At 48.3% G+C, this 21,883-nt stretch carries 14 protein-coding genes and 4 pseudogenes; 2 read left to right on the top strand and 16 right to left on the bottom strand.

Translation table 11 applies throughout. The annotated features are described in order from the left end of the window. Positions 1 to 176: 176 nt before the first annotated feature. Positions 177 to 1,916 (top strand): sensor domain-containing diguanylate cyclase, encoded by a 1,740-nt coding sequence (locus ABU190_RS17700; RefSeq protein ID WP_354691998.1) that lies wholly within the window; start codon positions 177 to 179, stop codon positions 1,914 to 1,916. A gap of 304 nt (positions 1,917 to 2,220) precedes the next feature. Here the strand turns inward: ABU190_RS17700 and ABU190_RS17695 are convergent, their stop codons facing one another. The 8 genes and pseudogenes from ABU190_RS17695 to ABU190_RS17660 all read right to left on the bottom strand — a co-directional run bounded on the left by ABU190_RS17695 (position 2,221) and on the right by ABU190_RS17660 (position 14,180). Beyond that, entirely contained in the window at positions 2,221 to 3,543 is a 1,323-nt protein-coding gene (locus ABU190_RS17695; RefSeq protein ID WP_354691997.1) for a sigma-54 dependent transcriptional regulator, read from the bottom strand. Further along, complete coding sequence (locus ABU190_RS17690) at positions 3,536 to 5,401, bottom strand: ATP-binding protein (protein ID WP_354691996.1); 1,866 nt, start codon at positions 5,399 to 5,401, stop codon at positions 3,536 to 3,538. Before ABU190_RS17690 ends, ABU190_RS17695 begins: the two co-directional genes overlap by 8 nt. Before the next feature lie 118 nt (positions 5,402 to 5,519). Beyond that, positions 5,520 to 7,193, bottom strand: coding sequence for a hypothetical protein (locus tag ABU190_RS17685; protein ID WP_354691995.1), 1,674 nt, complete (start codon positions 7,191 to 7,193; stop codon positions 5,520 to 5,522). A 61-nt stretch (positions 7,194 to 7,254) separates the two neighbouring features. Continuing rightward, the gene (locus ABU190_RS17680; RefSeq protein WP_354691994.1) at positions 7,255 to 8,883 is read right to left on the bottom strand and encodes an NAD-dependent malic enzyme; all 1,629 of its coding nucleotides are present in this window, start codon (positions 8,881 to 8,883) and stop codon (positions 7,255 to 7,257) included. A gap of 495 nt (positions 8,884 to 9,378) precedes the next feature. After that, positions 9,379 to 10,953 carry a methyl-accepting chemotaxis protein gene (locus tag ABU190_RS17675; protein WP_354691993.1) on the bottom strand — a complete coding sequence of 525 codons (1,575 nt, stop codon included), beginning with the start codon at positions 10,951 to 10,953 and terminating at the stop codon, positions 9,379 to 9,381. Positions 10,954 to 11,323: 370 nt separating this feature from the next. Next, a pseudogene (locus ABU190_RS17670) lies at positions 11,324 to 11,479 on the bottom strand (secretion protein HlyD); the annotation flags it as partial. Between the two features lie 170 nt (positions 11,480 to 11,649). Next, positions 11,650 to 12,770, bottom strand: a protein-coding gene (locus ABU190_RS17665; protein ID WP_354691992.1) for an IS3 family transposase whose coding sequence is annotated in 2 segments (ribosomal slippage) — positions 11,650 to 12,512 and positions 12,512 to 12,770 — 1,122 coding nt in all. Because the reading frame shifts where the segments join, the coding sequence is not laid out codon by codon here. A gap of 282 nt (positions 12,771 to 13,052) precedes the next feature. Then, on the bottom strand, positions 13,053 to 14,180 hold the full coding sequence (locus tag ABU190_RS17660; protein ID WP_354691991.1) for a multidrug effflux MFS transporter: 1,128 nt from the start codon (positions 14,178 to 14,180) through the stop codon (positions 13,053 to 13,055). A gap of 101 nt (positions 14,181 to 14,281) precedes the next feature. Here ABU190_RS17660 and ABU190_RS17655 point away from each other — a divergent pair, with 101 nt between their 5' ends. Further along, on the top strand, positions 14,282 to 15,067 hold the full coding sequence (locus ABU190_RS17655) for a helix-turn-helix transcriptional regulator (protein ID WP_354692056.1): 786 nt from the start codon (positions 14,282 to 14,284) through the stop codon (positions 15,065 to 15,067). Positions 15,068 to 15,298: 231 nt separating this feature from the next. Here ABU190_RS17655 and ABU190_RS17650 read toward each other — a convergent pair. The 8 genes and pseudogenes from ABU190_RS17650 to ABU190_RS17615 form a co-directional block, all read right to left on the bottom strand. Further along, positions 15,299 to 15,445 (bottom strand): annotated as a pseudogene (locus tag ABU190_RS17650) (SAM-dependent DNA methyltransferase); the annotation flags it as partial. Continuing rightward, positions 15,444 to 15,866 (bottom strand): annotated as a pseudogene (locus ABU190_RS17645) (DUF1281 domain-containing protein); the annotation flags it as partial. The pseudogenes ABU190_RS17650 and ABU190_RS17645, both read right to left, overlap by 2 nt. 1 nt (position 15,867) lies before the next feature. Then, positions 15,868 to 16,263 (bottom strand): annotated as a pseudogene (locus ABU190_RS17640) (conjugal transfer protein TraG N-terminal domain-containing protein); the annotation flags it as partial. 10 nt (positions 16,264 to 16,273) lie between these two features. After that, a complete protein-coding gene (locus ABU190_RS17635; RefSeq protein WP_354691990.1) occupies positions 16,274 to 16,615 on the bottom strand; it encodes a hypothetical protein in 342 nt (113 codons plus the stop codon). Continuing rightward, complete coding sequence (locus ABU190_RS17630) at positions 16,616 to 18,025, bottom strand: integrating conjugative element protein (RefSeq protein WP_354691989.1); 1,410 nt, start codon at positions 18,023 to 18,025, stop codon at positions 16,616 to 16,618. Positions 18,026 to 18,036: 11 nt separating this feature from the next. Beyond that, complete coding sequence (locus ABU190_RS17625) at positions 18,037 to 19,020, bottom strand: TIGR03756 family integrating conjugative element protein (protein ID WP_354691988.1); 984 nt, start codon at positions 19,018 to 19,020, stop codon at positions 18,037 to 18,039. Continuing rightward, positions 19,017 to 19,418, bottom strand: a complete 402-nt coding sequence (locus ABU190_RS17620; RefSeq protein ID WP_354692055.1) for a TIGR03757 family integrating conjugative element protein — start codon at positions 19,416 to 19,418, stop codon at positions 19,017 to 19,019. Before ABU190_RS17620 ends, ABU190_RS17625 begins: the two co-directional genes overlap by 4 nt. Before the next feature lie 846 nt (positions 19,419 to 20,264). Then, positions 20,265 to 21,740 carry a methyl-accepting chemotaxis protein gene (locus ABU190_RS17615; protein ID WP_354691987.1) on the bottom strand — a complete coding sequence of 492 codons (1,476 nt, stop codon included), beginning with the start codon at positions 21,738 to 21,740 and terminating at the stop codon, positions 20,265 to 20,267. Between the last annotated feature and the right edge of the window lie 143 nt (positions 21,741 to 21,883).

Here is a 21,883-nt window from a genome sequence, read left to right as displayed (position 1 = left end):
TGAATAGAATAGAAAAAATATCAAATATTGTATTTGATATTTTTATTCATCCCTCTGATTTTCCTTTGTTAAAGAAAAAAATATTTAACCCATCCTATAAAACTTCTGGATTGAAAGGGGGGATGAATGCTGATACTATTTTTATCGTCACATTAATATTCTGGATACGTATGTAAATGTTTAAGCGTGACTTAACCAATAATACTGAATATGCAAAAATACAGGCACTGGACAATACATATGGGGTTGTCGAGTTCGATATAGTTGGAATGATAAAAAATGTGAATAAAATTTTTTGCAAGCTGTCAGGGTATGATAAAAATGAACTCATAAATCAACCTCACCATATGCTTTTTGTTTCTGATGAAGCCGGTGAGCATGAAAAATGGTGGCGTCAGCTAGCAGAAGGTAAAATAAGAAAAGGGGAATTTATAAGAAAGAGGAAGAATGGTTCTATATTCTGGATTTATGCCACATATACAAGAATCATTAATCATCAAGGTATTTTTATCGGAGTGGTTAAAATTGCCCAAAATATTACTGTGCTCAGGCAGGAAGAAATTGAGCGAAGTTACAAATCAAAAGCTATAAACATGGCTCAGGGAATCATTGAGTTTGATACTGATGGATATATATTAAAAGCCAATAAAAACTATCTAGACATTTGTCATTTTAGTCTGTCTGAGATAAAAGGACATCATCATAAAGAACTGTGTGAGGACGATTATGCAGATTCTGCTGAATACAATAAGTTCTGGGAAAAATTGTGCCATGGTAATTTTATTGACGGAAGGTTCAAAAGAATAGGGAAAAATAAATCGGCTTTCTGGATCCACGCCACATACTGTCCACTACGGGATTCATATGGAAATGTGTATAAAATAGTCAAGTACGCCTATGATATAACCGATGAGATTATCAGCAACCAGCTTTCACATAGCAGGGGGGAAATACTTTCTCTTCTGGTCAAAATGCATGATGGTTTTCTTAATGATCATGATACGGAGAAAGTGTGCAAAAGCATTTTACCTGAACTGGTAAATGTCACAGGAGCTGAGCATGCATCTGTTATTTTAAATAAAAAAAGCACAAAATTGTTTCACTCATCTACTAAGCTTAAGGGAAAAAATGATGAAAAACAGATTTTAAATATATTGAATGAGAACCTTCTGACAGATCAACTGAATAAAATTTCGACTCTATGCTCAGGCTGTTATTCATTTCTTTCTGATTCTGTTTTTCCGGTGATTGTGATACCTATCTCCTTTAATGAGATAATTTATGGGCACTTATGTTTGTTTCAAAAAAGCATAATCAATCCGACGCATCTTACAATGATCCAGCCGGTCATAAAAACACTAGGTGAAATGTTGAGGTTTTATGATCTTAATGAAGAAAGAAAGAGAGCAGAACGTGACTCTCAGTTTAACGCTGAACATGACTTCTTGACTGGTATGTACAACAGAGGATTTTTTCACAGTGAGGCAAACAGACAAATAAGTCTGTTCAATGGGAATGAAAGACATTCACTTGTTATTATTGATATTGATCATTTTAAGAAAATAAACGACATACATGGACATCCTGAGGGGGATAAAGTAATTATAGGTGTTTCTCAGATCATTCAGTCCCATATCCGTGCAGGAGATATCTGTGCTCGATTCGGCGGTGAAGAATTCATTTTATTACTGAAAAATGTCGATGCTTATAATGCTTTTGTGATCGTAAACCGAATAAGGATACTGATTGCGGAAAGCCTTTTTATGGCTTCCGGTGGAATTATTCCAGTTACCGTCAGTGCTGGTATTTCTGAATGGAAAGAAGGTTTGAGGCTAGGGGAATGGGAATCAGCGAGTGATAGAATGCTTTATGCAGCTAAAAACTCGGGCAGAAACAAAATTAAGTGGATTAATTAAGAATGTTCTCTTCTCAGCTGAATCTTACCGAAGAAGCGCAGCAATTTCTGAAAAAGGCTGCGCAGTGCTTTGCGAGAGAGCCCACCTAGATACCGTTTTATCAATGAACATCGTGCTGTATGATCTTCTATAATGATGGCCGGGTTACGCCGAAACCTGATAGCAAAGTCATCATACGTTCGTACCAAGGCTTTCTGTCTGGCTGTGACGATTATCAACGCTTCTGCCGCGCCAATAATCTGACCCTGAGTATGAACTGATGTGGCAACTGCCAATATAATGATTATCGAAATTGTTCTTCACTTCAATATTTCAGTCCATATTTTCTTACCTTATCTGAGAGTGTGCTTTTAGCAACCTGTAGAGATTCCGCTACGCGGGAAAGGCTGCCTTCATGACGAGCCAGTTCAGTGGCGATCAAACCTCTCTCAAATTGTTCAACAGTTTGTGTCAGTGAAAAAGAAGATATATCTGAAGGGATGTCGCCTATTGTACCTTTGACACCCAGTACGAATCTTTCAGCTTCATTACGCAGTTCTCTCACATTACCAGGCCATTGCCATGCCATCAACTGATGAAGTTTTGTCTCTTTAATCTCAGGTGCAGGGCGATCAAAACTGGTCGCTGACTGGTTCACAAAAAGATTAAACAACAGTGGTATATCCTCTACACGCTCACGTAAAGGGGGTAATCTAAGATTGACTACATCCAGTCGGAAGTGCAGATCTGTGCGAAACTGCCCCTGCTCTGCCAACTCCAGCAAATTGGCTTTTGTAGCCGAAATGACCCGAATATCAATAGGAATCAGAGTGTTTGATCCAAGCCTTTCCAGCTTACGTTCCTGAAGTACGCGCAGAAGTTTGATTTGCATCGGCAGTGTCATACTCTCAATTTCATCCAAAAAGAGAGTGCCCTTATTAGCATATTCTAGTTTACCAATACGTTGCTTTAGCGCACCGGAGAATGCGCCGGACTCATGGCCAAAAATTTCGCTATCAAAAAGTGTTTCCGGGAGCCCTCCGCAGTTAATCGCGACAAATGGTCCAGTGCGACCACTGAGCTCATGGATGCAACGGGCCACCAGTTCTTTTCCTGAGCCCGTTTCACCATAGATCATGACATTGGCGGGAGTGACGGCAATATCTTTGATGACCTCGCGGACTTCCATAATTGCTGCGGAATTGCCAATCAGTCTGGTTTCTAGTGCGCTCACATCAGCAAGACGTCGCTTTAATAAATAAACCTCCTGAAGTAAACGCCGCTTATCCAGGGCTCGCCGTACAACATTCGTGAGCTGCTGTGGCATGAAGGGCTTTGATAAAAAATCGTAAGCACCATTGTGCATTGCTTCCACCGCGGTTGCGACGTCGCCGTGACCGGTAATAATAATGACCGGAAGATCGGGAATCTGCTCATTGAGCATTTTCTGAAAGTCCAGCCCACTCATGCCAGGGAGCTTCATATCCGTGACAACGATGCCATGCAGTCGCAGAGCAGGAAGAAGATGATGGGCTTCTTCCACAGAATTCACCCCGATAGCTTTAATTTTATCAAGCTTCAGTGCCTGCACGCAGCCAAGCTGAACATCCAGATCATCTTCAATCAGTAACACGTCAAACTCAGTCATTCTTGTTCTCCGGCTTAATCGATGGTACTACGGGCAAACGGAGGGTGAATTTCGCCCCTGACTCACGGCTTTCTACGCTGATGGTCCCCCCATAGGAACGGATAATATCTGCTGATATCGCCAGCCCCAGCCCCAGTCCGTGATTTTTTTTAGTCGTGAAGAAGGGTTCAAAAATGTGTTCTATGATGCTGACTGGAATCCCCGGACCGTTATCTTCAATATCAATTACCACGTCATTCTCCTGCTGATACCATTGCACACTGACGCGACGTTCATTATGCCGTTCCTTCACCGCTTCGAGAGCGTTACTGATAATATTAACTAGAACCTGTTCTAGCCGAACGCTGTTACAGAAGCAGTACAGGTTATACGAGGGGGGATGACGAACAAAACGGCTTTCATGCTCCTTAAACCTGTGGCCCAGCAGGAGCATGGCATTGTCAATACTCCCTGCAACCAGTACACTCTGGATTACGTCATCGCTGTTTCGGGAAAATGAACGTAGTTGATTGCTTATTCGTCCGATAAAATCCACCAGCCTGCTGATACGCTCTAAATTGGCTTTCACCTCATTGTGTTCTGCAATCGCCATAAACCGTACAGCATTGGCTGCCATGATACCTATTGCAGAGAGTGGCTGATTAATCTCGTGAGCAAGACCTGCCGAAAGCCGTCCAATGGCAGCCAGCTTCTCGCTCCTAACCAGTTCTTTCTGCATGTTTAATAGTGCCTCTTCAGAAGCTATTCGCTGGCGAAGTGCTACTTCCAGCTCATACCGTTGTGTTTCCAGCTCCTGCGTTCTTTGTCTGACAAGTTCCTCGAGTCGATTATAAGCCGTAATGAGCATCTGCTGGTTTTCCAACCTAAGGTGAATAATTTGATTGCGTTGGGCAAGAATGAAAATTGAAACCACTACAAAAATAAGTATTGCGGTTCCGAGTGCGATTCGCACAGCAATATTTTTGTACAGGATGCTGACGGGGGAAAGCGTGGAAAGCGTCATATGGATTTTGGGGAGATACTGCCTGACCATGATATATCGAGTGTCATCGATCATAATCTCTTCAGCATTGGCATTAATGGTTCGTATTTTTTTAAAGGCCAGAGGGGATATTGCTGTGGATAAATATTTATGTTCTTTGTTCACTTCACTCAGAGTATGAGCAGGTAATTTTGTTAGCGAATGGTATAGCCACGCAGCATGCCGGGTACTGACGATAACACCAGCTTGATCGAGTAAGATATTTTCCTGTCCAGGCTGTATATTTTTAAGTAAATCATTAATATCGACCTTAACGACCACTGCCCCCAGCTTTTCATTGCCTGAAAAGTATCCATTGGACTGATAGTAGCCAGGTACATCATGTGTCGTACCTACACCAAAATAGTGCTCGGTGAGCCCCGCTTTCACTCGCTGAAAATACGGTCGATATTTAACATTGTGTCCAACCAGACTGTCTGATGCTTCTGCATCACTTGAAAAAACGATATTCCCTTGACTATTTACGACAAATATTGCCTGAGCACCAATTCTGGTCTGTAGCATTTTTAACCGAGAATTAATGTCTCCGAATGTGCTGTTTTCTCCGGAATTTCTTAAACTTTCAGTAATATTATTGTCAAATGATAGCGAAAGAGGGATAAATTCATAGCGGCTGATATCAAAAGTCAGTTCTTGTCCCTGTTGATACAGATGGGAAGTTAAAATGTCTGTCTGAGACTTGAAATCGACTCGGAAATTGTAATAACTGAACCACAGAACAACAGCAAGCGAAAATGCCAATAATATCCACAGTATTTGATTTTTCTTTTTTAACAGCCATTTCTTACAGATATCTGTCTGGGAAGTGATTTGCATAATTTTAGTACTCAGTGTGGCGGTTTATTCTAGCCCAGGGGGAAATTATGCCCATCCTCCCTTTTGTTTTCAATACAGTTCCCTCGGTATTTCCTGTCGTGGGAACTGTATTTTTCGGCTAAAAAATATTTAGCAGGAATATGGTAAGAATCGCCATCACCAGCCGTGATACGGCATAACCAATTGTGTAACCGATGGCTGGAACGTGGCTCTGAGCCGCCGACTCAAGAGCCCCAAGTGCAGCGGTCGTGGAGCGTGCACCAGCACAAACACCAAACAGAATGCCCGGATGGAATTTGAAAACGTATTTCCCCAGTAATACTCCAACAATAAGTGGTACCAGCGTGACAATAATCCCACTTATAAAGAGCACCAGACCGTAATTTTGCAGACCGGCAATGAAGCTGGAGGCGGCATTGAGTCCAATAATGGCGATAAAGCCGTTTAACCCCAAATTATTAAATACCCAGATTGCCGGAACGGGTATACGACCAAATGTGCGTCGTGTTGCACGCAAATAGCCACATACAATCCCTGCTACGATGGCTCCAACTGATGTGCCTAAACTGAGTGGGATGCCATGAATGTGCAATGTGATAGCACCCAGAATACATCCCACGACGATTCCGAAACTCATAAATGCCATATCTGAGCTTTCGTTTTGCCGGTCAGCATAGCCAAGCTTTGATGCCAACCTTTCGACATCTTTATTAGGTCCCCGAACACTGAGTACGTCTCCCCGCTGTAGCGACAGGGACATATTGGGTTCTGTGCGGACATCTGCGCGAGTCAGTCCGGTCAGGAAAAGGCCATGCCCGGGGGTCCCGAAGAACTCAGTTACCAGGTCACCCAGTTTTTTGTCAAGGTAGTTTTTTTCAAGAACCACGATATCAAGTTCTTCAATCGCATAGTCAAGCAAGCTTTCATCTTTTATTTCCTGCCCGAAGTTGGCCTGATGTTTCACGATAGCCGCCAGTGGGCCACTGATAGAAATAATCGCGTTTGGCAGCAGGTTTGTTGTGGCATCGCATTCAACCGTTTTTGTCTTTTCATCAGGACGCATACGTCGAATGGTAAACTCATGCCCAAAGTCTGCTTCCACCTCATTGACCGATTTGTGCCACAACTTCTGGTTGGTCAGTTTATAGCAACGAGTGGTATAGGCTCGATAAGCGGAGTTTTTTATTTTTGTCGAGCCATGCTGTTTCTCATAGTCTTTGCAAGCCTCAACCAGATTAATACCCATCATTTTCGGGGCAAAAGATGAAAGAAACCAGGCCGATCCTGCCGTACCGAATGGATAGGTTACGGCATACGCAACCGGGATCAGAGCAATGGCTGCGCCGCTCACATCTTTATTCTGATGAACCAGACTTGAAGCCACGCCCAATATCGTTGAGTTGGTATAGCCTCCGGCTAGTAATCCCGCCGTCATCGGTCCGCCGTAATGCAGACCCTTACCGATAAGAATGGCCGTACCCAGCCCTGAGAGGCAAACGATAAGCGTAAAAAAAACCTGCGGCAGACCATCACTGCGAATAGCACGGATGAACTGCGGTCCCACCGAATAGCCAACGGCGAATAAAAACATATCAAAAAACATCGCCTGCATGATGGTCGGGATAGTGATATGAAATTGTCCAATCAGCAATCCAGCAATTAGGGTGCTGGTTACAACACCCAAACTAAATTTACCGAATTTCAGAGCCCCAAACCAGAACCCAAGAGCCATCGTCAGATAGACGGCCACTTCAGGATACTGATGAAAAAGAGTCGTTATATATTGCATCATCCATCCTCGTAACGCGAAGCCCCCGGAGTTTGCCTACTCCGGGGAAAGATCGTGATAAAAATTAGTATTCTGGTTTGTAGAGCAGAGACTCTATCCAATGCGGGATGTTATCGGGACGTTCTACCTGAGCTAATCCTGAGTCAAACAGATATTCGGCCACACGGGCAGCGGTTTTCACCTCAGTGGCTAGAATGTTGTCCTGATCTGGATAGAGCATCCCTTTTTCCCGCATTTCAGGGTTAATCTGATCTGCAGTGGCGTGGGCTGCCACAATAAAGCACTCGTCGGTCAGACGCTTGGGGCGGGCTGCATAGGTTGCGAGGCCTATTGCAGGATAGATGTAAAAATTGTTCGCCTGACCCGGATGGAATGTTTTTCCATTCAAAGTGAATTCTGGGAATTGTACGCCAGCTGCAAACAAGGCTTTTCCTTTCGACCACCGATATGCCTGTTCTGCAGTACATTCAACCTTGCTGGTTGGATTGGAAATCGCAAATATGATTGGGCGTTCATTCAGATGACTCATTGTCTCAATGACCGGCTGGGTAAATGCACCGGCTTTAGTGCTGACACCAAACAAAATAGTAGGTTTGAAGCGTTCAATCATTTCAACCAGGTCTGTGGTTGAGGGTTCATCATGTGCATAGCGCATTTGTGCAGCGCTCAGATCCTGGCGTCTCTGGTTGATGAGTCCATTGATGTCCATTAAGCGTATATGATTAACTGCCTCTCTCTCGCCCAATCCCTCTGAAACCATCTCTTTGACAATCAGTTTGGCGATACCCAGTCCGGCAGAGCCTGCACCGAGGAAAAGAATTCGCTGATCTGCTAATTTTCCGCCGGTGATATTCAGTGCTGCGGAAATACCAGCCAATGCGATACTTGCCGTTCCCTGAATATCATCGTTGTAACAGAGCACCCTTTCTTTATAGCGGTCGAGATAGCGAATAGCATCGGTACCCTTCCAGTCCTCAAAATGAATGCAACATTCCGGAAAGACTTCCTGCACCGCCTGGACAAACTCTTCGGTCAGTTCATCAAGCTTACTCGTGCAGATCGGTTCTTCGTGTAAGCCGAGATACATCGGATCGTTCAGCAGCTCCTGATTCGTAGTACCGATATCGAACAATACTGGCAGGAGACATTCAGGCGGAACACCGGCACACGCTGTGTAGAGTTGCAGTTTACCAATCGGAATCCCCATACCGTTGGCACCGATGTCGCCCAGTCCCAGAATACGTCCACCGGTGGTGACACAGATAAAGCGCACATCTTTTACTGGCCAGTTACGTAATATTTCAGCAATTCGTCCCTGCATATGATGAGTAATATACATTCCGCGTGGGCGGCGGTAAATGTGCCCGAATTTCAGACATGCGTCCGCAACTACCGGATCATAGAGAACAGGGATGAAGCGCTTGGGATCTGACATGATGGTTTTATAAAACACCACTTCATTGCGTTCTTCCAGATCCTGTAGATAGCTATATCGCTCAAGGTCATTTGCTTTTTGATCCACATGTAATAACGCACGTTGAACCTGCAATCCCAGCGTTTCAACGTTTGAAGGCAGCAGCCCTTCTAATCGATAACTGCGGCGCTCTGATTGGGTAAAAGCAGTGCCTTTATTCAGTCCTGGATTTTTCAATAATTCGACCCCTTTCAGGATTGAATTCTGCAACACAGTCATATTCAGTTCTCCAAAAAATGTTGTATATGGATGAATCTTTCATCACACCTGTGTTACTGCACTGATCGTGCCACTTTTTTGTTTTTATTAAGGTATTGATATATAGGTAATTAAAATCGATGACGATATCCAGGAATCCGGATATCCGAAAAAGAGCCAATGATTTGTTCGGTTATCCGAACAAATGCCGCCGCGCGTCTGAAGCCTGCCTTGCCAGATATGTGCATACTGAATTCAGACCAAGCTGCAGTAGTGTTAACACTGGATATGCACATATTTTATGTAGAGCGCATACGTGCGTAGTGCTCAGAAGTAATGATTACAAGGCTTGATTATCTGGAGTGGGGAGTGATAGTCGCGACCCAATGGCCACGATCAGCAAAAAGGGTTACGCCAACATACTGCATGGTTAAACTCTTTCAGCCGCGTTTCCGGTATTTTTCGGTGTAGCTGTCGCCACTTCGACCGTCTGTCGCCGGAAACTCGGCCTATTTATTAAACCGCCAGCCTATTTTCTCTAAGGTTAAATACAGAAACAGACTGTTGAAGCAGCCTTGCCTGTTCTTCCAGTGCCGCAGCTGCAGTTGCTGATTCTTCTACAAGTGATGCGTTTTGCTGAGTAACGCTATCCATTTCATGCACAGCAATGCCGACCAGCTCAATCCCCCGGCTCTGTTCATCCGAAGCAGCCGCAATTTCTGCCATGATATCTGTCACGCGAGTGACCGCACTAACGATATCAGACATCGATTCTCCCGCATGTTGTACCAGTGCTGAACCACTTTCTACACGACTGACCGATTTTTCAATCAGGAGTTTGATATCTTTAGCAGCAAGCGCGCTTCGCTGGGCGAGAGTGCGAACCTCACCGGCTACTACTGCAAATCCACGCCCCTGCTCCCCTGCTCTGGCTGCTTCTACGGCCGCGTTCAGAGCAAGAATATTGGTCTGAAAGGCAATGCTGTCGATAACATTAATGATGGCAGCAATCTCCTCTGAACTACCGGCGATATCATCCATTGTACTCACTACCTGATTGACGACCGCCCCCCCCTTAGATGCCTTGTCTGATGCATCGACGGCAAGCTGCGCGGCCTGGCGTGCATTGTCCGCATTAAGCCTAACTGTCGCTGTTAATTGTTCCATGCTGGACGCGGTTTCTTCCAGTGCCGCAGCTTGCTGTTCTGTACGTGAAGACAGATCATGGCTGCCTGAGGCAATTTCCCCTGCACCAGTATAGATGGAATCTGATCCCTGCCTTACACCTCCTACAGTTTTGATAAGCGATTGCTGCATCAAGAGAATACTTTTTGCCAGTTGCGCCATCTCATTATTTCCTTCCACCTTCACTGTATGCGTCAGGTCCCCCTCGGCGATTGCACTGATATGTCGTATATTGCTCCATAGTGGTGTAATGAGCATCTTCCGTAATCCGATCCAACTGAGTACAATCATAGTAATCACCAGCAGGGTCACTGCACCCATTGTCCACAGCATCGCCGAGAAGGTTTTCTGGTTTTCACTAATCCCTCTGAGGCTAACCTCCTCATACGAAATTCTCCAGCGGTTATAACTGTCCTGCATGTATACCTGATAAGTCTGAATTCTGAGTTGTAGTATATCGTCCAGTTTTCTCTGCTCAGCCAGAGTTAGCGCTTTATCAAGAATATCGGCATAGGCTATAAAATTCTTTTTCAATGCATCCAGACTGCTCAAGTCGGTTCCTGAACTGACAGGCTGAGCGTTAAAAAGCTGAAAATCATTTCTGGAGCGGCTAAGTTGTTGCCGCCCATCTTTCACGATGTCGTTCAGGGAGTCAGTGTTTGACAAGGTATTTCCGTTCATTTGCAGACGCAGCATGCTGCGATTAAGGGCGATGCGAGTCTGGTTAAGCCCTGTCCATGCATCGGTGATACTTTTAAGTCGATTACTGACATTCAGCGATGACTGGAAACTTTCTTTATCCGCAAATATTCCACGAAGTGAAAGCCAGCCGGAAAGGAGTTGTACTCCACCCAACAGGAATAAAATAAATATGATTGCATTAACAACCTTTATGCGATTAAACACTTTCGTTCTCCAGTGCAGTTATAATGAATTCTTTTATCGGCTGAGAATGCAAAAGGTTTAACCTGTATTACGCATAGTGATAAATAAGTAAAAAATATGTTTTTAATACACTTTATTTATCACCAAAGGTGGGGGTGATTGATTTTTCGACACATCTTTTTTTATTTTCAAAAATAAAACCTCGAATTAATAGAAAGTAACGCCATATCGACTTTTGACAGTATTGTCATAATAAAAAAAATTAAAAAAACAGCTATCATCTACTGTTATGATGATATCAAACCAAGTTACTGACAGAATCTCCTCAGAATAATTATGATGGTAACTATGTAACATAGGCAGGAAAGACGTCGAAAGCGTTTGTCAAACTTTATCGTTCCCTCAGCGCTTCATTCAGTTTATTCAGGGGCTTGATCAGATAATCCAGTACCGATTTTTGCCCGGTCTTGATCTCCACATCCGCCACCATACCCGGCAGAATGGGAAACGTTTTCCCGTTACGGTTTTTCAGCTCCGCACTCTGCGTACTAAAGTGGTCAACTAAAACTGGCCACTGGATTGTGCATTTGTTTGATCCGTTTCCGTCAGCTCGTCAACACTGTAGTAAAGGCCACACGGTTGTGGGCTGTCCGGGGATTATCTGTGGACCGGGATGATTGAGGCATACTGACCTGCCCCCGGGATTAGATACAACCTTCAGTTAGTAATATCGGTTGGTTTTTCTTCATATTTCCTGTTTCGCCAGTCCGTAGCGAATTCAGCTGGTGTCTGGTAATCCAGTGATGAATAGGGACGACACTCGTTATAATCCTGCCGCCAGTCATTAATCGTTTTCCGGGCATGAAGAATATCGCTGAACCAGTATTCATTCAGACACTCATCGCGAAAACGTCCGTTAAAACTCTCAATAAATCCGTTCTGCGTTGGCTTACCTGGCTGGATAAGCCGTAGTTCCACACCATGCTCAAAGGCCCATTGATCGAGCGCGCGACAGGTAAATTCCGGGCCCTGATCGGTTCTTATTGTCGCCGGATAGCCCCTAAACAGCTCGATGCTGTCCAGAATACGCGTGACCTGACCGCCTGAAATACCGAAAGCAGCGGTGATCGTCAGACACTCCTTCGTGAAATCATCCACACAGGTCAGGCACTTGATCCTTCGACCGTTGGCCAGTGCGTCCATAACGAAATCCATCGACCATGTCAGGTTCGGCGCATCCGGGCGCAGAAGCGGAAACCGTTCGGTTGCCAGCCCTTTACGGCGTCGTCTGCGTTTTACGCTCAGTCCATTAAGGTGGTAAATACGGTATACCCGCTTGTGATTGACGTGAAGGCCCTCCCTACGCAGCAACTGCCAGATGCGCCGATAACCAAAACGTCTGCGTTCAAGCGCCAGCTCAGTAATACGCCCTGATAAATGTGCATCAGCAGCCGGACGCTGAGCATCATAACGGCAGGTCGACAGGGACAAACCTGTAAGCCGGCAGGCACGACGTTGCGACAGACCGGTCGCATCACACATCAACACCACGGCTTCCCGCTTCTGGCCTGTCGTCAGTACTTTCTCCCAAGAGCCACCTGAAGCGCCTCCTTATCCAGCATGGCTTCGGCAAGCAGCTTCTTGAGCCTGACGTTCTCTTCCTCAAGCGACTTCAGGCGCTTAACCTCGTGCACCTCCATACCGCCATACTTCTTACGCCAGGTGTAAAAGGTGGCGTCGGAAATGGCGTGCTTACGGCAGAGCTCACGGGCAGAAACCCCGGCTTCAGCCTCGCGGAGGATACTGATGATCTGTTCGTCGGAAAAAAGTTTCTTCATGGGGATGTCCTCATGTGACTTATGAAGACATTACTAACATCGCGGTGTATTAATCAACGGGGAGCAGGTCACGTTCCTTTTTTGGCAAAAACGACACACTGATGTTGGATACCTCATAATGAAAAGATGAGGACATCATTATACCAGTGCCCTACAGATAGCCTATAAGCAACATTTTGCACCACTGATTTCCGTTCCCTGTAGATAAAACGTGTCGTCGTGTCTCACTGAATATATCCACGACGCCGGAGCTTTGCATTACAGGCGCTTCCGCCTGTCGGTTCACCCACGTGACACACTGCACAAAAGAGACATAGCCGCACAGATTGTCAGAACCAGTCCCAATTGCTGCACCATGCCGGCGAGCCCCAGCATCATTCCCAGTAACAAGTAATAGCTCAAGCCGAACAATGCTCCCGCAGCTCCGGTCTGTTCGCGATAACGGTGCAGCGCCTGGCTCAACACGTTGGGTATCGCTATGCCATAGGCAATTACAGTTCCAGCTACCGGTACAAGTATCCACGCCGAGTGCTGCAACCACCAGGCAGCAACACCGGAAAGCAGAGCCAGTGTACATGCATGACGTACCAGCTGTTCCGGTGTTATACCGGTTGTTAACAGTCTCCGGTTCAGGAGGCTGCCCGAGAATGAAGCAAGTGCCAGTAATATCCCCGTCCATCCGAATGCCCTGGAACTCCACCCCAGCAGCCTGAAAAGAAACGGAGCCAGGCTGTAATAACTGAACAACATCGTATTCAGCAGGGCTACGAGTATTGCATTTTTCCAGAGCATACCGTCCCGAATCATGCGGGACGCCAGACCGCTCCCCCGGATTCTGAGCGTGTTCTCCGGCCGCGTTTCCGGCAGTAAAACTGCCGCCAGTATTAGCAATATTATCGCCAGTGATGCCAGAGCAATAAATACGCCGGTATGGCCGTACAGACTTACCAGCCAGCCTCCACTTACCAGACCGAAAATCGGACTCAGTGCAAGCGCAGCTCCCATGACGGAAAAGACGCGGGCCAGTGCGGTTGATTCATAACTGTCCCTCAGCATGGTCTGCACTACAACAGACCCGGCGGCAGCACCCGTGGCTGCCACCATACGGGCCAGCAGTAATACGCTAAAATCGGTAGACACAATTGCCATTGCAGATCCCGTTCCGTAACAGATGAGTCCAGCCATGATGGCCGGACGTCGTCCGAACCAATCACTCAGCCAGCCCCACAATGCCACTCCGGCAGCAAAGGCGAAAAAATAGACTGAAAGCGTCTGAGCAGCACGCTCACTGCTTACCTGAAAAGATCTGGCGATATCTGGCAACGCAGGGCTGTATATAGTTTCCACCAGTTGTGGAAACATAATCAGCAGCGTCAGCAGCCACAGGGGAGGCCGAATAATACTATTCATAACAACATCCAGAGAAACAGAAAACTGGAGGGCATTATTGCTGAGACGATAATGTCTTATTATAATAACAAGGACTTTAAATGCCAAATATCAGACAAATAATGAAAATTAGCCCCGACGATAGTTTCGATCCGGATAGTTTTAGTGAACCGGTAATCGGAATTGCGTCCGATTTAGGTGTACACGATTCAGGACAACACAGTCACCTTCGTCATCAGCTGCTCTTTTCAGCGTCGGGTAGCATCACGATTGAACTGGAACAAACCCTGTGCCAGCTTCCACCCCGCCGTGCAGCCTGGATCCCTGCAGGAACAATACATCGCGCCATGATGCGTGGTGTGCTGGCCTATCGTTCCCTCTACTTTTCAACCACGCTGCCGTTATCTCTACTGCCACTGCAAATAGTCGAGGTTAATCCCCTGTTTTTTGAAGTCATAGAACGTATGGCATTCTGGCCATGGGGAATGCTGGCAGAGCAACAGGCCAGTCTCATTACCGTTTTTTGTGAAGAAATACAGACTGCACGCAGAGAAAACTGGACATTACAGCTCCCCTCAGACACTCGCCTGAACTTATGGCTGGATAGAGTACGTATGGGCGAATTACCCCCACGCCTTGGCCAGTTAGCCCAACAGGTTGGTGCATCTGAGCGCACGATAAGCCGGGTCTTTATCAGAGATACCGGAATGAATTATCAGAACTGGCGGCAGCAGTGGAGGCTGCTAAAGGCAATGGAAATGTTGTGTGACGGATGGCAGTTAAGCTATGTGGCGCAACAGCTGGAATTTGTCAGCGACAGTGCGTTCATCACGTTTTTTCGACAGCATACAGGTACGACTCCAGCACGTTATTCACTTAAGAATATTGCTGAAAAAAGTCCCCGCTGACGGTGATAAATCAACAAATAACAATATCCTGAGTTGTTTTTTTATTTTCCATTAAGGTCGATTTTTGACCTTAACGTACAATAATTTTCGATATCCAAACTGTCCCCAGTAAAGATCTTTTTCATATAAAGAGGCATGCATGTTTAGCAAGCACAAATAATTAGTTAAAGGCATCAACATAACATATTGATATTGATAAACTTAAAAAGATCTAACAGTTAACATGGGTCCATAAGCTGTAAAAAACTGACCACGGTATTTGTCACCCAAATCGAGATGCATGAAGATATTGCCCAGGAAATCTCCGGGTGAATACTCCAGTCCGTTTACAACGTGGGCCAACAGCTGCGCCATACGTTGCATGTCCTCTTTCTCATAGCTCCCCCATCACCTCACCTGACGGCGGGTACCAGGGGGATGTGAACGTCAGAACCAGGGTGTTGACGCTTTCCCGGCTCCAGCGCACCTGATGTCCAGCCGGATACTCCGTACCGAACAATTGCATGTACAGTTCTGCTGTCGTCGGTATCCCACGGAATAAACCACCGGTGCTGTTCAGCTCAGTGGTTAGACGGGATGCTATCACAATCAACATGTCACAGGGACAGGTGGATTCCGGCAGAACACCGAGATATTCCCAGCGCTCCTGAGGATCGAATACTCCGTTGTCCCCTGCGACACCAAACCAGTCGGCGTAGTGCAACGCCATCAGGTGTATGATCTGCTGTTTTGCAACGTAAGAGATGTTTTCCCACTTCTGCGCACCAATACCTGACTGCAGGTAAATACGTTCAATACGGGTACCACCAGATGGGCACCTGCGCCGTTTGCCCGTCAAAATCATTCACCAGGCCTTTGTATCCCGAGTTCTGTGGCGACGGCACGCTAACCCCGCACTGTTTTGACCGGGACGTATCAAACTTGATGGTGCTGATATCGACCGGCAGCAACGGTATACAGCAGAACAGCATCACGCAATACGACATGTAAATCACATGCTCGATGCGCGGCAGCGCCAGCAACCCTTTATTCCCCTCATCGGCCCCTTCTTCACGTACCTTCAGCCAGACACCGGCGATTTTGAACACCAGAGGCAGAGCAAAAAGTCCGGTACTGGTCAGAATATTCCACAAGGCGTTATTCATGACCCAGCCGAAGAGGACGAGAAAATACTCCAGAAAACTGTTCGCAGTCATAGCCGGCTCCTCATGCCACACCTTTCCAGGCAACAATTTCCATAAACAGAATGAATGAGGACACGATGAGTTCGGTCCGTAGCAACCGTGAGCGTACCTCCGGGTTGCGGGTCAGCAGCAACGGCCGGACCCGGTAAAACCAGAAATACGCAATGCAGGCATACACCGCCATTCGCCAGATAAACCAGCCCCAGCGACTGTCATGGAGCCAGTCACGCAGATGATGGCCATCCGGATCGATGTCAAAGAACAGGGAGGCCAGGGCAAACATACCGGCCGTAAACACAACGAGGGCAATCAGCACCAGGATAATGCGGCCACCGGCGCGAACACGAAAAGAGAGGCGCGACATTTACTGACCTCCCTGAGTCTGACCCATCTGGCCGAATCCCTGGTCCTGATTACCGGTTTTCTGCTGCAGCTGGTTATCCTGATTACGTGCCCCCTGGCGGTCCAGCGTCGTCAGCAGACTGTTGTTACTGATGGATTTCCGCAGCTCCATTTCATTGCGCAGCGCGGCCAGTTCCCTGTCGAGCGAATCGATACGGCGGTCCCCCTCTGCCAGCGCTTCCGGCTGTTCGGCGGCATTGGGTTCCGACTCACCGGTCGTCAGCATCCGCCGCATGGTCAGGGCCGCTTCCACGGTATCGGCCATCGCCAGTTCTCCGGCCAGACGCTGCACCAGTGCGGCACGGTCCGGGTCATCACGCAGTGCCTGAATCACGCCCCGAGTGACGACCAGACTGCCGGTTTTAATCGCTGACAGATTGTCAGTCGTGGGCGGTAACTGCCCACCAACCAGTTTCCCGAGCTGCTCCAGGTTGGACTGTGTGGCCTCATCGAGAATGGGGGAAAAACCCGTGCCGGCGACGGCGCTGCCGGGCTGATTGTCGGTCCCGCCACTGGTGCACTCGCTGGTTTCACGGCAGGTACGAATGGAACGGTCCCCGAGCACTTTCACTACGGCCGCAGCCGCTTCATCCGAGGTTTTATACCGCTGACAGGCCGTCCCTGTGCAGCTCGCGGAACCCACACTGGAATTACTGGTGACGGGCAGATTATTCATCATGTTGTAGCCGGCTTTTGCCAGGTCTCGGGTGGGTTGTATGGCCTGCTGGCCCTTCCCGCCCCGCTTCTGCCCTCCGACCCAGGTCACACCCTCTTCTCCGGTGGCTTTCTGCAGTTTCTGGTCACTGGAAACCGCATCCCCGCCACTGGAGGAAACAATGTCTTTGTACTCTTCACTGACGGCCGCCTGCTGCCACTTGCTGCCCATCGTATAGTCAGCCATTTTTTTGGACATGTTCTGGCAGTTCAGGAGGGCTTTGTCGAAACTCAGGCCCGCCTGCAGTACGCCGTTGGTCAGCATTTCATACAACCCGGGGTTGGCGCGCTGAATCGCCATTGCCGGCATGCTCATGACGGCGCCCGTGGCCCCCTGCATCACATTGCCCATCAGGTCTTTAAACCCACTGGTTACGCCATTGAGCTGGTTCCCGACCGTTGTCTTGATATCGAAATTCCCGCACATCAGGTCGCTGCTCAAGCTCCCGTCAAGCCCGATACGGGTCATACGGTTGCGGCTGGCAGGCGGTGAGATCACCGTTCCGCCACCGATGGAATAAAACAAGCCGTCGTTTATCGCACCACTTGCGGACACACCGGAAGATGACACGTTCGTCTCAACAGCCAGAGCCGGCATCGAGAAAGCAAAAATGAATGCGCCCGTCATGAGCGCACGAAGAGTCAGTTGCTGGTTCATCTGCAGTAGCCTCAGGAGAAATTGGTGCTGTAAAGGAAGGTCTGGCCGCGGCGCTTGCAACAGCTGTAGGGCTGCCAGAGCGCCCAGGCATAATTGCCGTCTTCGGCTATCTGCCCGTTCGTGTCAGGAAAAATGGCGCAACTTTGTGAGAGCTGCGGGGAGAGTCGTTGCCATTTATGGTTGGCCGTCCCTGTGTTCTCTTTCACCGGCTCAGGTGGCCAGTATCCCGGAGAGGCATTGCCGACCAGCGGGTTATAGACATGCAGCTGCCCGCGACGGGTAATGATGTCGGCCACACGCTGCACCACTATTGCGGCAGACTTGTAACTGTCCGTCTGGGTGACAAAGCCGCTGCGCGGGTAAATGTTGCCCCACATATTGCCGGAAGATGTGCTGCCCAGCTCTCGGGACCCCGGCACAAGCGCTTCCGGATAGAGCGTTTCAGGCACGCCTGTACGCCAGACCAGAGCATCGAGCGCACTGGAAAAATACGGGACAAACGGAGTGGCCGCACTGTCGCAGGAATATCCTGGCACCATGCCACCAATTAACCGGGTCGCCGGGTGGCCATACGCATCCCCGTAGTAAAAATGCAAATTCTGTTTGCGCTGACCGGCCGCTTTCATCTCCTGTCTCCCGCCGCCGACGTCGGTCCCGACCATCGAGCCAAGCAGGGAACTTTCAGCCCCTCCGGCAGTGCTGCTGACGGCAGACATTTCCGTCCAGGGGTTATCGCCGGCATTCATGTAAGCAGAGACGACAGCTTCAGGAATGTAGTGGGTGACTTTGACGGACGTTTTTACGCTGCAACCGAAGGGGGTGCACAGTAGCCAGTAGCAAATCCCGCTGATACGCCAGCTGATGCAGTCGGTGCTCGCGGCGCTGGAGAGAAGGCTGGCCGTGTTGACACTGGCCATCGTACCGGAGCAGACCAGGAGGGTAGCAAATCCCAGCCGGCGCAGCCGGGGCCGGTATCCATGGCGGCGATGTTTCATCGCTGTCCCTCCTGCCAGGCTTTCAGGCGCTGCTCAGCCAGTGCCACATCCGTCGTACCGTAGACCACATACTGGTCGTCAAAGACCACTGCCGGGTATTTTTCCAGTCCCAGTGACCAGGCGCGGGTGACCCCGCCGTAGGCATCCGTCAGTTGTTGTTCTGCCTGCCTGAAGTTCGCTGAAGAGAGTACAGCCCGGGCATCCCGCTCAGCCTGCGCCGGATCGGCGGAGAGCTGGCCAAACAGCTGCGCCTGAACACGTTCAGGCGCATCGAGATAAACAACGGGAATATCAGTACCGGTGGGAAGGGGATGAGCACTGTCGGTATAAACAACGGCACCGGCAAGTGCACTGGAGGTCATTACAAGGGCTGCAAGGCAGCATAAAGGTCGGATCATCATGAAGACTCCCTGAGTGATTAACCCACTCAGGGTGCGATCAGTTCATAAGATGGTCAGTATTTAACTCATACCGGAGAAATGAAAATTTATGCGGTTATCAGGTGTACTAGCCTGGACTTGATCTGACAGCTTTCTCTTGCAGAGTAAAATCAAATCTGGCAGTCCGTTATGAGCGAAAAGCGGAAGTTGCGTCTTATCATTAATGGTCATTACTGGCCACTAAAATGATGTCTGCCGAAGCCGTGGCGGTTCAACCTCAAACGGATACCGAAAATGAAATACACCTGTGCCTGTACACCTCCGGTACCTAATGGTTGCTTAAAAATGCACTCTGGCGCTGGAAACTGGCCCGTTAGAGTCGAACAAAAATTATCCACAGAAACGGTTGGTAAGTGTGTTAGTAATTGTCCTGACACTGTTATTAACTGACAGAGTCTTATGTGGGCATTTCAGCTTTCTGTCTGGGCAGCGGCACTGATAAATTCCGGAGGTTCTTCAGGGTCTCTGCTTTCCACCCGGGTCAGTTCGGGTGACTAACAGCAGAAGCTCTCGGGGGGTATTTGCGCATTTCATTATTTGCTGCTCCTGATGGTACATCCGTGCCCCCTCTCTGAAAACGAGCCGACAAAAAGATAAGCCAGTGCCGTTTCAAAAATAACCCTGTTAATCAGGGCGTGGCATATTCCATGTGGTCAATGTTTTCATGCAAAAAAACTGGCAGCAACGACATCACTACTGCCAGATAAAAGGCAGACAAATATTATAAAAGATTCCTTCCCGATACTTACAGATACGAACAGGTAATATCCCCCGTCCTTATGCCCGTGTCCCGATTAATGAAGCTCATGCTTTTGCATTAAGCCCCCCGCCCAGGGAGTGACTGAGGGGGCGTATAGACACGCCTGTTGCAGCTTCGTCGGTGCCCACCTGGCCGACAGTCAGCGTTTCATTACCCTCAGATACCGGGAGGGTAAAGCGACTGACCACGCCACGCAGGGTTTCTGTTCTGCCATGAAGATTTCCTGCTGACGCGGACACCTGCTGCACCAGAGAGGCATTTTGCTGCGTGACCCTGTCCAGTTCAGCAACGGCGAGAGTAACCTGTGAAATGCCCTTGCTCTGTTCATCAGAGGCCAGGGCGATTTCACCTATAAGCCCGTTGACGCTGGCGACATTATGTTTTACCTCAGCCATGGCACTGCCGACAGCATGCACCATATCGCTGCCTTCATGGACGGAAGTGAGCGCGAACTTTATCAGCGTTTCGATTTCGCGTGCCGCTGCAGCACTGCGCTGTGCAAGGGAACGCACTTCTGTAGCCACCACAGCAAACCCTCGCCCCTGTTCACCAGCGCGCGCAGCTTCGACTGCTGCATTAAGCGCAAGAATATTGGTCTGGAAGGCAATACTGTTGATAGTGGAGGTGAACTGCCGGATTTGCTCCGAGCCTTCAGCAATGCGGATCATGGTGCCGGACAGGTTTTCGACCAGGATACCGGCTTTATCTGTTCTTTCAGCGGTAATGACTGACAGGTCGCGGGCCATCCGGGCATTTTCTGCATTGTGGCTCACTGTTGATGTCAGCTCTTCCATACTGGCCGCCGTCTGCTCCAGGGCTGCAGCCTGCTGGGTGGTGCGATCCGCAAGGTCGGTGTTTCCTTCCGCAATTTCACTTGCCTCGCGATAAAGAGCATCGGTATTTTGGCTAATCGCACGGACTGTCCCGAGGAGGCTGCGTTGCATTTCGCGCACCAGAGGCACCATCTGTCCGACGCAGTTGCGGCCCTGGTCTTCAGGTTCGATAGTCAGGTTGCCCTCAGCAATTATCCGGAAATGCGCACGGATATCGGCGACGGGCCGAACCAGATGTAACACAAGATAGCAGTCACAAAATATCACCAGCATACAGGCAGCCAATAATGCGGCTATCAGTGCCACATCAAGACGGGTACGGTCAGTGGTGACACGCAAGCGCTTATCCATAACTTGCTGTCGCAAATCTGAAAGCCGGTCATTGACTACCGGAACCCAGTCGGCGGGGGTACCGGATAAAACCCGTGATAATGGAGCCCATTCTGCGTCATCAGCCAGATCGCTCCTGAGTGCCCGTTTTTCGGCCTCACTTCCCTGCTGCAGGATGAGGACTGCGTGTGTCAGGAAAATAGCCTGTTGTGCCCGTGTGGCGCTCTGCTCTGCATGTCTGTTCATGTCACGCACAATGAACGCAGCGTAACCGCCAGTGGCTGTCACCAGAGCCAAAGCGGTGAGAAGGATCCAGAGAACCACACGTCGGATGGTAAAATTTTTAAGTGTTTTCATTATCAGGTTCGTCCTGGCTATAGAGCCAATTAAATAGCGCATTAATTAATTTTGCGCGACTTTATTTGTTATTCTGGCAGTAATTTTGGCAAAAGGAAACGGCTCATCATTAAATAGTTTCTTTTAGAAATAATGAGAATTTA

This window comes from Phytobacter sp. RSE-02 (assembly GCF_040578655.1).
Lineage (GTDB): Bacteria > Pseudomonadota > Gammaproteobacteria > Enterobacterales > Enterobacteriaceae > Phytobacter > Phytobacter diazotrophicus.
The sequence above is the reverse complement of the archived record's forward strand: the minus strand, read 5'-3'. Positions and strand labels throughout refer to the sequence as shown.

Coding starts and splice junctions, on each gene's coding strand:
- ABU190_RS17700 (WP_354691998.1), top strand. CDS start 177: ATGTTTAAGCGTGACTTAACCAATAATACTGAATATGCAAAAATACAG.
- ABU190_RS17695 (WP_354691997.1), bottom strand. CDS start 3,543: ATGACTGAGTTTGACGTGTTACTGATTGAAGATGATCTGGATGTTCAG.
- ABU190_RS17690 (WP_354691996.1), bottom strand. CDS start 5,401: ATGCAAATCACTTCCCAGACAGATATCTGTAAGAAATGGCTGTTAAAA.
- ABU190_RS17685 (WP_354691995.1), bottom strand. CDS start 7,193: ATGATGCAATATATAACGACTCTTTTTCATCAGTATCCTGAAGTGGCC.
- ABU190_RS17680 (WP_354691994.1), bottom strand. CDS start 8,883: ATGACTGTGTTGCAGAATTCAATCCTGAAAGGGGTCGAATTATTGAAA.
- ABU190_RS17660 (WP_354691991.1), bottom strand. CDS start 14,180: ATGAATAGTATTATTCGGCCTCCCCTGTGGCTGCTGACGCTGCTGATT.
- ABU190_RS17655 (WP_354692056.1), top strand. CDS start 14,282: ATGAAAATTAGCCCCGACGATAGTTTCGATCCGGATAGTTTTAGTGAA.
- ABU190_RS17635 (WP_354691990.1), bottom strand. CDS start 16,615: ATGTCGCGCCTCTCTTTTCGTGTTCGCGCCGGTGGCCGCATTATCCTG.
- ABU190_RS17630 (WP_354691989.1), bottom strand. CDS start 18,025: ATGAACCAGCAACTGACTCTTCGTGCGCTCATGACGGGCGCATTCATT.
- ABU190_RS17625 (WP_354691988.1), bottom strand. CDS start 19,020: ATGAAACATCGCCGCCATGGATACCGGCCCCGGCTGCGCCGGCTGGGA.
- ABU190_RS17620 (WP_354692055.1), bottom strand. CDS start 19,418: ATGATCCGACCTTTATGCTGCCTTGCAGCCCTTGTAATGACCTCCAGT.
- ABU190_RS17615 (WP_354691987.1), bottom strand. CDS start 21,740: ATGAAAACACTTAAAAATTTTACCATCCGACGTGTGGTTCTCTGGATC.